We start from the raw sequence: 17,714 nt of genomic DNA on the forward strand, positions 1-17,714 counted from the left end.
CGGTTGTTAACTGTTATTTAGTAAAATTGTCTACCACAAAGTTAACAATGGCGTAGGCCATAATAGCGACGACCAGTCCAATGACAGCATAGAGTATGGTATTTTTCGCCCCTGTAACCGCGCTCGTGTCGCCGTTTGATACAGTATAGCGAATGCCGCCGATAACAATCATAACGACAGCAATGGCGCCAAGAATAGTGAGAAGTACATTAACTATTGTTTTCACAAATGAACTAACGGATTTTGTATTGCCTCCTGGATTTGTCGCATTGACCGATTCTTTGAGACAATTTGCCGGAGTGTCGCAGGCCGCATAGGCAGGCACTGCCACAAGACTAATTCCTAGCGCCATCAGTAGGGCAGTAAAGATAGGTTTGATGTTTCGCATAGTTTCTCCTTATCCAAAAAATTTGGTTACTAATAGCACGACCGCTTGGCCGATAAGCGCAACAACGAGACCAATAACCGCATAGAGTATCGTGTCCTTTGCTGATTTTGTCCCACTTGAATCGCCGCCCGATACCGCATACTTGATGCCGCCGATAACAATCATTAATACCGATACAAGACCCAGTATACCAGTTGCTACACGTATGGCTTGCCAAACACCGCTTGCCCCATTGGCATAATCGAGCTTATTGTCTTTGACCACATTACAGCTTGAGTCAGTACAGTTCTTAAACAAATCAATGGCCGCAACGGGAGGGGCAATAACAAGACCGGTCACACTCATTGTGGCAAGAACCAGGGCAGTGCACAGTCGCTTCATATTAAAACCCCCCTAGAACTATATTTGTAATGGTGAATGCACTAAGAATAACAATCAGTCCTACTGCGGCGCCAATCACTGCATTACGGGCACGAGTTACTTGCTGAGGATTGCCGTTCGAAGTAACAAACAAATAACCCGCCACTAAAATAACGATGATGGCAATAACCCCGCCCCAGAAGTAAACTGGCATCAAAATATTTTTTATAATGCCAGTGTCAGACTTCGGCCCCGTAAAAGAGACGTCATTTGTATTTAAAAGTGCTGCAAATTGATAAAGATAAGGTTTCATGCTATTTAATTACTCCTGCGACAGCGTTAACGATAGAAGCGGCAAGCAGAGAGATTACCATGCCGATGAGCGCGTTTGTAATTGTTTTCTTGGCACTCGACATTCCTTCTGGTGAGCCAGCAGCCGTAATGTATCCGAATCCACCCTTTATAATGAAAAATATTGTGACGTATGCCACGACGACCAGTAGTGCCTGAATAACATTGAGTGCAATTTTTAGAATTAGCTGACCAATGTCAGGCTTGCCATTGCTCTCAGGTGCTTTGAAATTGCACGATCCGTCCTGCATGCCTTTATACCACGCTGGAATCATAAACACCGTATCAGTACATGCCGCTCGAGCGGGAGTCGATAACACAGTGGCAGTACCAACTGAGGTAAAGGCCATCCCAAGTATAATGATGACACTCGCGAATACATTCCGAATCATCCTATTACTCCCCCCGGCACCAACCAGTTAAGTGCAAGTACCATGAGGGAATAGGCGATAATTCCGATAACAGTGTCGGTAATAAGCTTTTTCGACTTGGTAACCTGTTCTTGGCCGCCACCAGCACTTGAATACAATATTCCTGCGTACACCAGTGTGCCAACTGCGGCGATCCCTATACCCACACTCAGAAGTTGCAATACCCACTTGAGAATCATGAAAATCCCCGTTGATTTGGCGTCAGTAGATGTGCTTGATGATGTCGAACATATCCAATCAGGTAAAATAGCACATTTGCCCTTTGCTTTGTCGTCGGGGACCGAGCCGTTTGCTGTCGTGGTTGTTGCCGGAGTTGTTGTGGGAGTTGTTTCGGCAGCTACCGACACGGGAATCGTGGTCGTTGAGACGATGGCAAATGCTGCAATAGAGACAGTGGTAATAATTATTTTTTTTATCATCATACTTCTTCTTCTAGTACATAGTGTAGCGGTAATGGCTAGTATATGCAAAGCTATTGTACCAACAGATGTAAAAAATACCTTATGTCCATTGACTTTTTTAGCCAAAAATGGTAGTATTGAAACGATATGTGGGAACTGCGCAAACAGCTTCCGCACGGTAGAATATCCGTGCGGCGTGTTTCTCTGTTCGCCAGCCTATTGGTGCTGGCATTTTTCACGCAACTCACGCTATTTTCAAACACGGCGCTAGCGGCTGATGTCACACGGACTGGTGACTCAGTTGCGTATGGTGGTAACACTTATGGGCTCGCAATAAATGCCGACATTCCTGCCGGACTACCCGCTGGCACTTCTGGGTACGTTTACCGTGACAGCGGGACTGGAACTGCCTCGTTTATCTTGACTAGTGGTGATGCTGCAAAAGCGACCACTGGTCAATATGTCGTTTATCCGCTCAATCCCGATGGCTCATTGGCCGGCGCACCAAGGGCACCTCCTGTAAGTGTTTCAATTGCCGATACTGCACCAAATTCGCTCGCAAGCACCACCAAAGGGGCATCGAGCTGTGACGGCTCTCTTACTGGCGGAGCTGGTTGGATTATTTGTCCAGTCACTAACTTCTTGGCGAATCGTATGGATGACCTCTATAAGATCCTGACTAGCTTCCTTGAGGTTCGCCCCGTCCAGTCCAACCCGAACAGCTCACTTTACCGCATGTGGGCAATCGTTCGTGATATTGCCAATATCTGCTTTGTGATTGTGTTCCTCGTCATCGTCTACTCGCAAGTCACCAGCATGGGAATTAGCAACTACAATCTCAAGCGTATGCTGCCGCGACTTATTATTGGTGCAATTCTTGTGAATACCTCATTTTGGATTGTTGCACTAGGCGTTGATCTCTCAAACATTCTTGGCTACTCTGTTTACGATCTCATGATGGGGGTCCAGCGTAGTCTGGCGGGTGCAGGGCAATACAATACCACAGTACCAACCTGGCAGGTTATTACTGCGTATGTTCTCTCGGGTGGCGGGGCGGCTGTCGGCCTTACTGCTGCGGTGATTGGTGCTGGCGGTTTTGGTGCCGCGCTAACACTACTCATTCCCACCATTTTGATGGTATTCCTCGGTGCGCTCGCGGCCGTAGCTATATTGGCGGCACGACAGGCACTCATTACCGTCTGTATCATCATCGCCCCGCTAGCATTTGTGGCCTATGTACTCCCAAGCACCGAAAAGTGGTTCGGGAAATGGAAAGATCTTCTGACCACCATGCTAGTCATGTTCCCTATGTTTTCACTTATATTTGCCGGTGCTCAGCTAGCCGGCCTTGCCATTATTCAAAACGCCACCTCAATCGTGCAAGTAATTATCGGCATGGCGGTACAGGTCGCCCCTGTCGTGGTGACACCGATGCTTATCAAGCTTAGTGGCTCACTACTTGGCAAAATTGCTGGTATTATCAACAACCCCAATCGCGGACTGATTGATCGCACGCGCAACTGGTCAAAAGACCGTGCTGCACTGCACGCTGCTCGCGTACGCGCAGGGCAAGAGCGTACTAGGGTATTCAACCGTAACCCCGTCAACCGCGCCGTCCGTAGCCGTGATATGGCTCGCCGTCGCCGCGAAGGATTAAAGAGTGCTTATGAAGCCCAAGCGGCCAATGACTTTACCGAGCGCGATAATCGTCGCTACCGCAACAGCGAGCAAAGTATCGAAGCCATGACTCGCCGCACCGCTGTACGTAAACAGCAGATCGAAAACAACTTTGGCCGCACTGCCGTGGCTCAGCGGCTTGAGTTTGATAAACGCATGACAGAAGCCGACAAGGTAGATGTCGAAAATACATTTAGCCGAACCCACCTAGGCCATAGCGCCGAGATGCGCACACGCCACGTACACGACCAAAAGAAAGTTATCGAGGCTGAGCACGAGAACGATTACCTTGTTAGCGCCAACGGCCGCACAAATCAGCTCGAAATTCGTCACCTTCAAGATCGTAAAAAGATTATCGACTCCGATCAGGGTTATGACTATGCAATCAGTCAGCGTGGTCGAGACAATGAACTTCATATAAGGGGTCAGGAAAATCGTGAATCTGGGCGCAAAGCCCGTGCAGACAGGCACTTTTCTGAACTGACTTCTGGTAATTCAACCGATGGCTACTATGGTGATTTTGCTACGAATGGCCACCTACAGGTCCAGGGGCAAGCGCTTTCCGCTAATCTTAAAGAGGTAAGCGTACAAGTGTCTCTCGACAATATGGCCAAACGCAACGCCGAGTTTGCGCTGCAAAGCGACATCGCAAAAACAATCGAGAGTAGTGCGACGCACCTCAATCTCGGCGGCATGACTGCTCGGGCATACGCATCGGGCGTCGCCGGCACACAGGGCGAAGCCTCAGCACTTGCAAGCGCCAGGTCGACTGCCCGTGAGCAATTTGGTAAATTCAGCGCCGAGTACGAAGAGCTGCGCAATCAGTACATGCCACCAATCGGTGATGTTAAAGAATTTTTGCGCGGCAACCAGAATCTCCAATTCAAAGACGAGAGCGGCAACGTGGTGCTCGAAGTTGACGGCAGCAACATGTATGCGGTCAATGCCATGGTCAAGCATATTACTAGTGTTGGTATTGTCGACGAAGTTGATGAGATGATTAAACTATCCGGTAAGGGTCAGCCCCTTCATGACTACCGCGAAACAATCGCCGATGTACTGGCCCAGAAGGGCTATGGCGGCCGCAGTATCTACGAAGGTGGGCAGGTTATTGAGCGAGTTCGACAGGGCGAAATATCATCAGAAACCGACCTGCTTGAGCATATTCAAGAACAGACCGCAAAGGGTAAGGTTTCGCCTGCCGACCTCGCTACGATGGACGCCGTCGCAATTGGACGCTTTATCAGCTCTATCAAGCACAACCGTCGAGCCGGCAGCACCAATGACGCCGGTATAGCCGTAAACGACCTTGGTCCCACCTATCTCGAAGAGGTGGCGAAGTTAGTCGAGAGCGCCCACGATGCCCTGACCGATGATCGTCTAAAGGGTACGGTAAAGGGCAACGCCAAGATACAGCTCTACAAACTTGAGCACGCCTACCGTACGCTACCAAAGAACACTCTGGGCGATATTGATCTAAGTGGTCTCAGCCTCCACCAAATCCAGAGCCTGTTGCCATAGGCGCTATTGACAAATATAACCATATGGTGTATAATGAAATTATAACCATACTCGTGTAGTAAATTACAAAGGAGAATGCATAATTATTATGGTAAAACGTGATCCATCACCACGAAAAGGTAACTTTATGAGTCGCCGCGGCTTCTTAGAGGTAGGCACACTCCTCGGCATTACGGCACTCGTATCTGCCTGTAGTCCCTCGGGCGATAAACAAGGCCCAACCCCAGCGCCAACAACCAGCTCAGCTGATAAAACTCCTGGAACAACCTCTGTGGCTACAGAATCAGGAACAAAGACTCCTGAAACAGGTGCTCGTGCAGTTCGCAATGCGACGATAGACAAGCTTGAACATAGCGACCTCTACGCTTCACTTAGTCCCGAAATGAAAAATAAATTCCAGTATCTTCACGATATGGATCTTACTCACTTTGAGCAGCAGCCCCTACAAGATCGCCTAGCCTATGCTCAGTTTGTGTACGATACATACCATGACATGATGAAAGCGCAGGTCATTGCGCGTAAGGGCACCTGGGAAGAACATAGTACTAACCCTGATTCATGGTACGAACCAACCATTCCTTCCGCAGATGATACCGCCAAGAAAATAGTGGTTCAGCATTCCGACACGATGGCAACGTGTGTCTATGCAATCGCTCAAGCAAGTAATGGTCCTTCCAGCCCAAGGGTTGAATCCAAAGTTCTAGACGCTCAAAAATGTTCCGTACTCTTCAATGCAGACCCATCTATGCCTCAATACCGCAGATTTGTTAATGAAATCGCTAGCCAGGCAGATGTTACTAAAGATAATGATGGCTACATCGCACTCTCACCTGATGATGGTTTCAAAACCGCCAAAGTCGTTAGTGGTATGCCAACGATGGAAGTCCGGATGGACTACCTTGCTGCAGGCACTACTGCAACACACAGGAAAGTTTTCTTCGAATTTACTGACCTGCTTGGTGCCAAGCGCGGCACATGGTCAAGTACTAAAATCGTATAGTTAGTCATCCATGTAATAAAGCGACTGCTCAACAGAGTGGTCACTTTATTTTTACGGCATTCTGGTGTTAAATGATAAACGTAAGTATGATAGGTATTCGACTGCGAGCATGGGCATTAGCCGTAATACTTGTTGCATCAATTGTAGCTGGTCTGTTGAATAGTACATCGGTTTCGGCAGCAGGCGAGAAATACCAGTATGACCTGTTAGAGCGAAGCAAAGCATACGTTTGGGGAAGCTGGTTAGTAGCTTGCTATACAGGTATGTCGGGGTTTGATATGAGCTCTAGTGGCGCAGGAGATGGTACGATTTATGCAAAACTTACCGGTAAGTCATTCAATCTAAACCCTATCCTCAGCCCCGATATCATAACGCCAAACTGTAACGATAGCAACAAGATCAAGCAAGCACTCGACTATTTTGGCATCAGCACTTACGACTTTATCTGTGATATCCTCGGTGGTCAGCGCCACAACGGAGCTGACTGTAAAGACACGGGCAGTACTGCAGACTGGACAATACCTACACCTGATGGGACTAAGGTAAAAAATGGAATGGTATCAAAAGTTGGCTTTGATGTGTTTAACGTAATTGATGCGCAGCGTTATGTGTTTTTCCGTCAAACGTTTATTGCTGGCTGCGAGGTAAAAGATCCTGCCGGCACAGCTTTGAGTGCAATTACCAACCCCAGCGACGCCGCCGTTGGAGATTTGCGCTACCAAATAAAATCTCCAAATGCCGATGCAAGCGCACTTGAACCATATGTTTTTAATACAGGCAAGGGTGGTAAGGTAAATATATCGTTTGTTGCAAAGACCAATCCAGTAGGGTTTAGTAGTGAGTATAATTGTGAGACCTTGGCTAAGAATGCCAATGACTACGCCGATGCGTATCTTAAGTTTTTAAAAACATTACCTACTTGTGATAATCAATATCAGAGAGATGGTGTAGACGTAATCGCCGCTTGTCAGTACGGATTCAGCCAAAAAGGTTCAGGCGACCCCATCCAAATATGTGCCACTAAGTATCCGGCCCCAGATGGTCCTGGCGGTCCCAGCTATAGCCGTGATCCGCGACAAAAAGCATTTTATGATGCTTGTTATTGGGGAGCAACGAGTGCTTATGCGGCCAGCCTTAGTGGTGCTGTGACGCTACAAGATGGCGCGAAGGGTAATCAGGGCAATGTAGCTGCTAAGTCAACCTGCGGTATCACCGGTGTCGGCTGGATTATTTGCCCTGTTATGACATTTCTTTCGGAAGTAATGGACAACACCTTCAAGTTCCTCGCCGATAGTTTCTTGTCGACAGACCCAGAGGTGTTTAAAATTGGTTCGCCCACGCAAAAAGCCTGGTCAATATTTCTAAGCTACGCCAATGTTGGTTTTGTCATTGCTTTTATGATTATTATTTATTCGCAGATCACAAGTGCCGGTATTAGCAATTACGGTATCAAGAAAATGCTGCCAAAACTAATTGTTAGTGCAATATTGGTCAATATTTCGTATTATTTATGCCAAGCGGCGATCGATCTGAGTAATGTGCTTGGCTATAGTATTATGAATTTATTTAGTGCTATTGCAAAAGACCCGTCAATCGCTAGTTCGACTGCTGCTACGCTTAACTGGAATGGTACAATTACCGCTATTTTGGCTGGTGGTGCTGCCATAGGATTGCTCGTTGCTGTCGGCGGTACATTTTTACTGGCAGCACTTTTAGCTGCCGCAACAGTGGTACTTATTTTACTGGCGCGCAAGGCACTTCTTATTTTGCTTGTTGTGCTGGCGCCGCTAGCGTTTGTCGCCTATTTATTACCAAACACTTCGAGCTTATTCACAAAATGGCGCAAAATGTTCACTTCGCTACTGCTTGTTTTTCCGATCGTCGCCTTACTGTTTGGTGCTAGCAAGCTTGCAGCTGCAATTATATCTTCGTCCGACCCAAGCAATACTGTGGCTCAGCTGATGGCGCTCGCCATAGCCGTGATTCCGTTGTTTGCAGTAGTGCCACTTCTTAAAGGCGCAGTGAATGCCATTCCGGTAGTTGGTAGCAAATTGCAGGGCTGGGGAAACAAGGCAACTGGACGAGCTAGTGCTGCCGGGAAAAAGGGGCTGGGTGATGCCTATCAAAACTCAACGCTCGGTCGCTATAACAAATATAAAGCTGGGGAAAAATCAAAACGAAACTCTCTAATACAGGCCGGGGTCTATAAAGGGAAGGGTGGTGTATTCAACCCCCGCAATCTACGCTCTAAATCCAGGAATCGATTTAATAACTCTTGGGTAAGTGGTGGTTTCGGTGACAAAACTGCTGCTGCAGGAGCGGCGGCGGCAAGCAAAATCGAGCAAGAAGAGGTTGATAACGAAGTAACAAAAATGGGTAAGAGCTTTAATGGTCCAGATCAAGAGCTCAAGGAGGCTACCGATGCTTACAATGCGGCGCTTCATTCGGGAGATGTAGTGCGTGCACGTGCAGCACAAAAAATATTGCTTAGTAAGGGGTCTGCGGGCGTACAGGCAATCCGGGATGTTGTAGGTGGAAAGAAAGACTCAGCAGGCAACGAAATATACAAAGGACTAAGTGGTATAAAGAATGGTGCCGTCTCATACGCTCGAAGCGACCTAGCTTCTGCTGGCATAAAAGGGAAAGATGCTGGCTTAAATACCTGGAGCTACGACGATAAGAATCGAGATCTGGCAGATGTTGATGCTAGTGCCAGTACGTATACTGGGCTTACCGATAGTGAACTTGCCGGCCAAAGTGCAGCTGTTCTACGAGCAGCGGTGGCCGCAGGGCACATTGACCGTGCGCGCCGAGATGCAATGCTTGCAAACCAAACAATTGAGGCGCAGTTGTCTGAAGACAAGAAGGCCATACTACGATAATGAGGGTGTTTATGGTATATGGCAGTCTATAAAGTAGCCCAAGACGTAGAAGCCGACGACAAGCTCATTGGCCCGTTTAGCTTTCGGCAATTTGTATACCTGATTATTGTTGCGCTGGCGATTGCTCTTGCGTGGGGGCTCAGTCGGCTGTTCATCGGGCTTATTGTTATACCCATGCCGATTATTCTGTTTTTCGGCGCACTGGCGTTACCGCTACGCAAAGATCAGCCAATGGAGATCTATATGGCGGCCATCGTATCGTTTTATCTGAAGCCACGCAGGCGCCTGTGGATACCAGATGGAGTTGAGTCCCTAGTTGAAATTACTGCACCAAAAGTCATCGAAGTGCAGCGTGTAAAGGACATTTCACAAACAGAGGCCGAGCGCCGGCTCGGCTATCTGGCCGATATTGCCGATACCCAGGGATGGGCCGTGCGGCATGTGGCACAACCGGCGGGCAGTTCTATGGTAACTGACGCTTTCTACGCCGCCCAGCAGACCGAGGACATTCTCGACGAAAGCGGCGGACTAGCTTCGAGTATCGACACTATGATGGCACACGCCGACGAGCGTCATCGCCAAGAAGTTGTCGAACGCATGAAAAACCCAGCCCCCACTGCTCCGCAACCAGCCCCAGTTGTTGACCCTATGGCTACTACTCCCATACCCGCAACCAGTGCGATGAATGATCCGCTAGCAGCTCAGTATGCTACTAGTTTTAGTTCTCCTGTCGCTCAACAGCCCACCGCCGATGACATAGCAGCCCTTCAATACAATCCGTATCCGACAGAAATTCACCAGATGGTTATCAATCCACTCGAACCAGCTGAGGCACTCGTAGCGTCAGCGCCAACCGTGCCCATACAACAGCCAAACAATAACACGACAAGCACTAGCGAAACTACTGTCTCACCTGATATAATTAATCTTGCAACTAATCCCGATTTATCTATCGAGACAATTTCGCGTGAAGCGGCGAGGATCCAGAAAAAAGCCGACGAAGACGCAGGTGAAGAGGTCTTTATCTCACTCCACTAGTTTCGACGATAGGTTGGCATAAGGGAGTGGGGAGTGCCACCAAACAATCAAATGCCTGTTAATCAGCCACCGCAAGTTCCAGCGCCCGCCGCTGGTGGTTTTGGTGGGGCTACAGCAACGAGTCCCGACGCCAAACAGCCCGAGAAAAAGGCTGCTAGTACACAGAATAGTCTGTTATTGTCTGAGCTTCGTGACGGTATGATTATTATGGCCGACGGAACATTCCGAGCGGTAATCGCCTGTAAATCGATTAACTTCGATCTTATGAGTAGTCGCGAACGCGAAGGTGTAGAATTTAGTTACCAGAACTTCTTGAACGCTTTGTATTTCCCAATCCAAATTTTCATCCGGAGTCAGCGCGTCGATATTGGCCCGTATCTTGATCGGCTCGAAGAAATCCGTCGCAACCAAGATAATATGTTGCTCAATGTCCTGATGGATGACTATATTCAGTTTATCGACGTACTGTCGCAAGAAGCCAATATTATGGATAAAAGTTTTTTCATTGTCGTACCATATTTTCCGGCCGGTGACGTGAACAATGTTGTCGACCAAGGGAAGGGATTCTTTAGTAAAATCTTGGGGGGTGGAACACGGCAAACGCAAGTGACCCGTATCGACAAAGTGACGTATGAGAAGGCAAAAGAAGAAATTCGCAACCGTGTCGATAGTGTGATCAGTGGGCTCACTCAGGTTGGTGTGCAGGCAGTGCAGTTGACTACCAAAGAGCTCGGCGAGCTGTATTATAATGTGTATAACCCTGATACCGCGGTGCGCGAACCACTTGGCGACTTTGACAGTATCACGAGTACCTATGTTCGCAAAGGTGGAGCACCACTAGCAGCACCAACAGCTGCACCCGCAACCCCCATACTACCGCCAGCGCAAACGGGGGGACAGTAATATGGCAAAGAAGCTCGATCCAGTCGATATCGCCGCCGCCCAGCGCGCTCGTGAACAGGCCGAGGTAGAGCAGGCTTTCCTAAAAGGAATGACCACGCTACGCGACCTGATTGCACCTAGCAGCCTCGAAATTCACAGTAGTCACTTCCGGCTCGGTACTAAGTATGGTCGCACCCTGTATATCTATGGCTACCCCCGTGAACTGTACACCGGCTGGCTGAGTGGGCTCATCAATATTGATCAAGTGCTCGATATCAGTATGTTCGTTTACCCAGTCGAGACCGAAGTTGTGCTCAATAATCTCCGTAAAAAGGTGACGCAGCTCGAAGCTGATATGTCAATTAGTGGTGAAAAAGGGAAAACACGCGATCCGGCCCGTGAAGCGGCCCTCGCTGACGCCGAAGAACTCCGCGACCAACTACAGGTAGGAGCCGAGCGATTCTTCCGCTACGGACTCTATGTCACCATATATGGCGAAAGCCTCGAGGAGCTCGGGTTTGTGCAGCACAGCCTCGAAACATTGTTCGGTCAGCAGCTTGTCTACAGTAAGGTTGCGAGTAGTCAGCAAGAACAGGGTCTTAACAGTACTGTGCCACAAATGACCGATCAGCTGCAAATTCGTCGCAACATGAACACTGGCGCTATTAGTACAAGTTTTCCGTTTACGAGCGCTGACCTAACACAAGAAAAGGGTGTGTTGTACGGCATCAATATGCACAACAATGGTCTCGTCATCTTCGATCGCTATAGCTTGGAAAATGCCAATATGGTGGTATTTGCCAAGTCGGGTGCTGGTAAATCATTTGCTGTTAAGCTCGAAGCGCTTCGCAGTATGATGACAGGTGCCGATATTTTGATCATCGACCCAGAAAACGAGTACCAAAAACTAAGTGACGCGGTTGGCGGAAGCTATATTCGTCTTAGCCTAAGTAGTGATACTCGTATCAACCCGTTTGATTTGCCGCGAGTTATTGACAGCGAAGAGGCTGAAGATGCGCTCCGTGCTAATCTTGTCACACTACACGGACTACTAAGACTGATGCTCGGTGGCACCATGGCGGGCGGGCAAGCCATCGGGGCTTTATCACCAGCCGAAGAAGCCGATCTCGATCAAGGACTGATTGACACCTATGCCAGAGCTGGTATCACCAGTGATCCACTAACGCATAATTCTAAACCGCCGACCATTGGCGACCTGTATGACACCCTGCTTCATATGGGTGGCACCGGCCCGGCACTTGCACAACGACTGCGCAAATACACTAGCGGCACCTTTGCAGGCATTTTCAGCCAACAAAGTAATATTGATATCAACAACAACATGGTCGTGTTCAATATTCGTGATCTTGAGGACGAGCTTCGCCCGGTAGCGATGTATATCGTACTGTCACATATTTGGAACATTACTCGCACACAACAGAAGAAACGAATGCTTATTGTTGATGAAGCGTGGCAGTTGATGAAATATGACGATAGTGCAAACTTTTTGTTTAGTCTTGCGAAAAGAGCTCGTAAGTACTACTTAGGCCTCACCACCATCACTCAAGATGTAGAAGATTTTATGGGGAGTAAAATGGGGCGGGCAATTGTTGCTAACTCCAGTATGCAGCTACTGCTCAAACAGTCGAGTAGTGCTGTCGATGTACTTGGTGACGTGTTTAAACTCACCGAAGAAGAACGTAAACGACTATCAAACTTTCCTGTAGGGCAGGGGCTGTTCTTTGCGGGGCAAAACCATGTACATGTGCAGATTATTGCCAGCGAAACCGAAACTGGACTCATTACCACCAACCCGCAGTCCGCACTCCAACAACAAATCCAGCCAAGTAACCAACCACCACAGGGGTAATAGGAGTATACTGATAACATGCCCGTAAAGGTTGACGATCCCACTGATATCCAAAGCGCCTACGACGATTTCGGTGCTTCTTCGCTTCACAAAGCCGAGACGAGTGGGGCGCTCGACGGGTCACACGACGCAATTCCGGGTTACGACCGCTCGTCTGACGGCTTAGATGACTTAGAAAGCCAATTTGGCAACGAGTCTGAGGCAGCTACAGTACGCGATGCTGAGTCGGAAACTTCTGGTGCTTGGCAAAACAATGTCCAAGAATCTCCGCAGAAAAGTGGTGGTAACCGGCTTGTTAGTGGCCTCAAAAAGAGCGGGCCAATTGGTGGTATTGTTGGTGTTTTAATCGCGCTTTCTTCACTAGTGAGCTTTTTTGGCGGGCCCGGACTATTACTTGTTCATATTGCCGAAATCATTACCGAGAAAACTAATCTTCAGCTCGCCTCACTCGAAAAACGAAAGACACTTCTGCTTGAAGCTAAAATTAACAATACTACTGCCGGTTTCTGTAAAGGCGCTGTTAGCGTGCGTTGTAAGTTTGGTACTATGTCTGACGCTAATATACGAGCGTTCAAAAATGCTGGTATCGAAGTGGTCACTGACGGTAAATCAGTAATCGGTCGAAATAAAGTGTCTCATATGATATTTACCGATGCTGGTGGTAATAAGGTCCGGATCGATCCAAAAGACTTTAGTAAGTTTTCGCGTACTAATGCTACGTTCAGCCGTGCCCTCTTGACGGCGTATAACAGTAATTTTTTTGGTCTACACGACAAAGTACTACACAAATCACTCTCACGCAGTAAGACGTCAAAAGCCAGCCCGTTTGAAGGGATTAAGGGTGAAGACGAAGAAGCAAACAAGTCTCGCCTAAAAAAGTTGATTGATATTACCCGCTACGGCATAAGTTTCACAAAAAGATCTACGGTGAAACAGCCTGATAGTTGTGACGCAAAATGTGTCGAGGATACAAAAAAGCAAAACGCGAGTATTAATGCCGAAAATAGCCTTGGCACCAGTGCAGAAGATGTGGCTAAAAACAATCTCAAGGCGGTACAACCAAATGGCTTTAAAGCCGTCGTGGGCGCGGTCAATGCATTCAGTGTGCTCGATAACGTTTGCATGATTCCAACTATGGCAAATGCCATCGGTATGGGAGCTAAGGTTATTCGGTCTCAACAAGAAATTCGCTTTGCAATGACGTTTCTGGCAGTCGCAAGTATGATTAAGGCAAATAAAGCAGTTCCTGGTGATGTGAGTTTCCAGGCAACACTGCTGACTAAAACGGTAAGTTATAGCAATGGAACAAAATCACTTCCTTGGGACAGCTCGACCGCCTGGAAGCATGTCGCCTACGGTGACAAGGGTATTGGTAAAGACGCAACACCGTTTCTTGTTGGTGGTGGACTGGGTGGGGAGTTTAGCGGCGTAGCAAGCGGTGTGCTAAAAGCAATAGGGGGCGGTGATGCAAAACGCGGTAAGACCGCGTGTAATATAGCTGGTAATGCAATCACACAAACAGTTGGTACTGCAATTTCATTCATCCCCGGTGTTGGACAGGCCATCAAAGGCGGTGCGGCCGCCGCCAAACTCGCAATAACGCAACTACTCAAGGTACTTCTCAGGGACGTTGTCAAGGGTGCGGCCGAAGGTGCCGCAATGGACTACGTACTAGGCTTTCTCATCGCTATCGCGACCGACATGGTCGCAGGTATTATTATTGACGAGAATACCATTGGCGATGCAGCTGGCAGCGCATTTACTATTGGAGCAGCAGATATGCTTAGCCAGACAGCCGGGTTTGGTGGGAATGGCGTGTTAAGTCCTGCTCAGGCAGTGGTTTACAACGACCTTAATAACCAGATTGTCGCACAGTATAAAGACGTCGAGCGCGCTACCAAAAGTCCATTCGACGTCAATAGTACCGCGACATTTATGGGCTCTCTTTATACCGGTCTCATGCCCTACCTTGGTCGTTCTAGCTCTATGACCGGGGCAATATCGTCAGCTGGGGCAATTGTCACTTCGACATTTGGCAATTTATTCGGATCGACAAAAGCTTCTGCGCTATCAGAAAGTGACTATACCCAGTGTGAAGACTATGAATATCGCGATCTCAACGTCGCAACTTCGGCAACCTGTGTTGTCCAACGTGGTATTCCTGTCAAGTACCTAGACATTGGTCCTGAACAAGTTAATGAGGAATTAATTGCAAAAAATCACATCAACCCTGAATCGCTTGAGCCGGTGAGTGATCAATATATGAAGTGGGTGCAGGCATGTACAACAGGGGCTATCGTTGAAGATGATACCTGTATGTATGGGGGGAGTGATGAGCGACTCAAGGCACTGTTTAGCCTCCATTTTGTCGACCTTCGCGTACAGGATGTACTCGAAAATGGTACTGAAGATACATCTGATTTAAGTGGTGTTAGCACCCCCCAGTCAAGCTCTGTAATCCCTGCGTCTGGCAATGATCAGGAACTTGCCAAGCAAATTCTTGCTAACAAAAGTATCACCATATCGTCTAAGTATCGATACCAGTTCGAAGCATACGCCCGGGGAGAATTCGGATGTCGTATTGATTCCGGTATCCTGAAATTAATCGCAAGTCTCGGTACCACACGATCAATATACATCTCATCACTTAACAGGCTATGTACTAATACCTTCACTACATCGACTAGCCTCCACTGGGTAAACGGTGGTGGTAGTGCTGTTGACATTGCAATTGTGGATGGCGCAGCTTCAACTGGCGCAAGACCTGCAGATATTAAAGTTTACCAAGATGCACTTACAATCTTGCCAGATAAAAAATTGCAACTTGGACAGGTTGACTGCCGTGCTGCAGACGCTGTCATCATCCCACCTGGTAATAGATCCATACAAATTTCCGACACATGTAACCATGTTCATATCGGTATTTACCCTAACTAGAAATATTATGAAAATACTCGCAATTAACCAAACTATTTACACGAAACACTCTTACACAGTTAGTGTGGTTAGGTGTATCGTACTCAAATCTAACCACATCAATTTACGTCGGGTTATGTGTGTTAGCCTTAGTATCGTCCTTTCTATCGTGACATCAATCATGCCACTTCAAGTCGCCCGCGTATATGCACAATCAGACACTTGTGATTTGAAGGGTACAAAGGAAGATAAAGAAGCTTGTTATAAATTCTATAGCGACAATAATATCCTTTATTACGATCCCTATGCGCAGCGGTGTAGTATGGGTGGTACAAATGAGTCGATAACAGCGGGTAAAATTACCGGCACACAGGAGACTTTTGTCAAAGCATATGTCGACGCAGCTTACGCGGTTGGGCCAGCGCAGGGGATACCCTGGGAGATTATTCTTGCACAGGGCGGTCATGAGTCTGGATGGGGGGGATCGAAGCTCACCACCCAGGCAAATAACTTCTTTGGCATAAAGGCGAGTAGTGGGTGGACAGGCCAAACTATTACAATGCCGACGAAAGAGTTCGTCAACGGCACATGGATAACTGTCAATGCAAGTTTTCGTGCTTACCCAGATGCACAGGCAGGATTTGCTGGATATGCTGACTTTATTCACAGTAATTCACGGTATGCTCCGGCACTGGCTTATCCTAATAATCCAGATGAGTATATACGAGCAGTTGCTAAAGCGGGCTATGCAACAGACCCAGCCTATGTCACAAGTGTTATTCGAGCAAAAGAAGCCGTTATTAAAATTCTAGGCTCCGACTACGGCACTAAATACCAAAAATCGTCAGATGTTACACCAACTGTAACACCAGCCGTAGGCAGTACCGCTTCGCAGCCTAGTGCAACCGATGGATTATCTGCTTGCCAATGCCCCACATCTGTGACAAACAATAGTACAAATATTGGAGTGGGCGAGGGGTCACTTGTTGGCAATAATGATGCGGAGAAGGCGTTTAATTTTTTCTTGAGTAAGGGGATTAGTAAGGGTGGGTCAGCGGGAATTGTTGGTAACTTGATGCGTGAGACAGGCGGAGATACCTACACGCTCAATACAAGAGCGAGTAATGGGAGTCACTGGGGAATTGTGCAATGGGATAGCGGAAGATGGAGTAACCTCAAGAACTTTGCCTCTTCAACCAATGCCGATATCTACTCACTCAGCGTCCAACTTGCATTCGCGTGGAAAGAAATGTCAGAAAGTAGTACCTACCGCAGCGTAATACCCCTACTAAAATCGGCACTCAATACACCAGAGGGAGCCGCCCAGGCGGCTGTCGATTACAGTCGCATTGTTGAAGTTAGCGGCGAGTACAGCCTCACCGGTCCGCGTGCGACGAATGCTCAGCGTGCACTCGTCGACTTTCAAGACAACGAAGCGCCTGGTGCTAATTCAACATCCGGTAGCTGTGGCAGTGCGCTTGATTCTGGGTACAAGAACCCCTATCGAGATGTAGCTGGCCTTTGGTCTATGCGCATAGACCAAGGGATCGACATGGGAGGGGAGGGGCCGATTTATGCAGTAGGGCCAGGTGTCGTAGAAGTAGTAAGAAAAAACAAGGCCGAAAGCGGTTGGCCTGGCACTCCTGGTTCATTCATGACATACAAACTAACAGCCGGTCCTGCCGCTGGTAAATCAATATTCTTTGCAGAGAACTGCGTCATTACGGTTAATGTAGGAGATATAGTTGATGCAAATACAAAGATTTGTGATCTACACGGTATGTTTACCGCATGGTCAGAGAGTGGCTGGGCGGTCAATGGGCGTACGGCTGCAAAAGTCGTTGGCGGTGGCTACTCGGAAGGACAAAGAACTGCAATGGGACAGAATTTCTCAGACTTTATGAAAAGCATAGGGGGACCCGAAGGCACGATCGGCGGGCGACCACTCACCGGTACGGTACCATCTGATTATCCATCATGGAAATAAGGAGGAGTTG

Annotated in this window: 12 protein-coding genes and 1 pseudogene; 8 read left to right on the forward strand and 5 right to left on the reverse strand. The window is 48.0% G+C overall.

Going from position 1 to position 17,714, the window contains the following annotated elements; genetic code table 11:
• Window positions 1-13 precede the first annotated feature (13 nt).
• From IPM09_04735 to IPM09_04755, 5 genes are read right to left on the reverse strand one after another with little or no spacing between them, the layout of a single operon-like run.
• Window positions 14-388 (reverse strand): hypothetical protein, encoded by a 375-nt coding sequence (locus IPM09_04735; GenBank protein QQS21789.1) that lies wholly within the window; start codon window positions 386-388, stop codon window positions 14-16.
• Between the two features lie 9 nt (window positions 389-397).
• Window positions 398-769, reverse strand: coding sequence for a hypothetical protein (locus IPM09_04740; protein QQS21790.1), 372 nt, complete (start codon window positions 767-769; stop codon window positions 398-400).
• A gap of 1 nt (window position 770) precedes the next feature.
• A complete protein-coding gene (locus tag IPM09_04745) occupies window positions 771-1,061 on the reverse strand; it encodes a hypothetical protein (protein ID QQS21791.1) in 291 nt (96 codons plus the stop codon).
• 1 nt (window position 1,062) lies between these two features.
• The gene (locus tag IPM09_04750; GenBank protein ID QQS21792.1) at window positions 1,063-1,491 is read right to left on the reverse strand and encodes a hypothetical protein; all 429 of its coding nucleotides are present in this window, start codon (window positions 1,489-1,491) and stop codon (window positions 1,063-1,065) included.
• Window positions 1,488-1,949 (reverse strand): hypothetical protein, encoded by a 462-nt coding sequence (locus IPM09_04755; GenBank protein QQS21793.1) that lies wholly within the window; start codon window positions 1,947-1,949, stop codon window positions 1,488-1,490. Before IPM09_04755 ends, IPM09_04750 begins: the two co-directional genes overlap by 4 nt.
• Before the next feature lie 129 nt (window positions 1,950-2,078).
• Here IPM09_04755 and IPM09_04760 point away from each other — a divergent pair, with 129 nt between their 5' ends.
• The 8 genes and pseudogenes from IPM09_04760 to IPM09_04795 all read left to right on the forward strand — a co-directional run bounded on the left by IPM09_04760 (window position 2,079) and on the right by IPM09_04795 (window position 17,704).
• Window positions 2,079-5,129, forward strand: coding sequence for an oligosaccharide repeat unit polymerase (locus tag IPM09_04760; protein ID QQS21794.1), 3,051 nt, complete (start codon window positions 2,079-2,081; stop codon window positions 5,127-5,129).
• An 88-nt stretch (window positions 5,130-5,217) separates the two neighbouring features.
• A complete protein-coding gene (locus tag IPM09_04765; protein ID QQS21795.1) occupies window positions 5,218-6,129 on the forward strand; it encodes a hypothetical protein in 912 nt (303 codons plus the stop codon).
• A 71-nt stretch (window positions 6,130-6,200) separates the two neighbouring features.
• A complete protein-coding gene (locus IPM09_04770; GenBank protein ID QQS21796.1) occupies window positions 6,201-9,011 on the forward strand; it encodes a hypothetical protein in 2,811 nt (936 codons plus the stop codon).
• Between the two features lie 18 nt (window positions 9,012-9,029).
• On the forward strand, window positions 9,030-10,049 hold the full coding sequence (locus IPM09_04775) for a PrgI family protein (protein ID QQS21797.1): 1,020 nt from the start codon (window positions 9,030-9,032) through the stop codon (window positions 10,047-10,049).
• Between the two features lie 435 nt (window positions 10,050-10,484).
• Window positions 10,485-10,877: pseudogene (locus IPM09_04780) on the forward strand (hypothetical protein).
• Window positions 10,878-10,953: 76 nt separating this feature from the next.
• Window positions 10,954-12,801 carry a DUF87 domain-containing protein gene (locus IPM09_04785; GenBank protein ID QQS21798.1) on the forward strand — a complete coding sequence of 616 codons (1,848 nt, stop codon included), beginning with the start codon at window positions 10,954-10,956 and terminating at the stop codon, window positions 12,799-12,801.
• Between the two features lie 18 nt (window positions 12,802-12,819).
• Window positions 12,820-15,738 (forward strand): hypothetical protein, encoded by a 2,919-nt coding sequence (locus IPM09_04790; protein QQS21799.1) that lies wholly within the window; start codon window positions 12,820-12,822, stop codon window positions 15,736-15,738.
• A gap of 208 nt (window positions 15,739-15,946) precedes the next feature.
• On the forward strand, window positions 15,947-17,704 hold the full coding sequence (locus IPM09_04795; GenBank protein ID QQS21800.1) for a glucosaminidase domain-containing protein: 1,758 nt from the start codon (window positions 15,947-15,949) through the stop codon (window positions 17,702-17,704).
• Window positions 17,705-17,714 lie beyond the last annotated feature (10 nt).

The organism is Candidatus Saccharibacteria bacterium (assembly GCA_016700015.1).
Taxonomy (GTDB): domain Bacteria; phylum Patescibacteriota; class Saccharimonadia; order Saccharimonadales; family Saccharimonadaceae; genus Saccharimonas.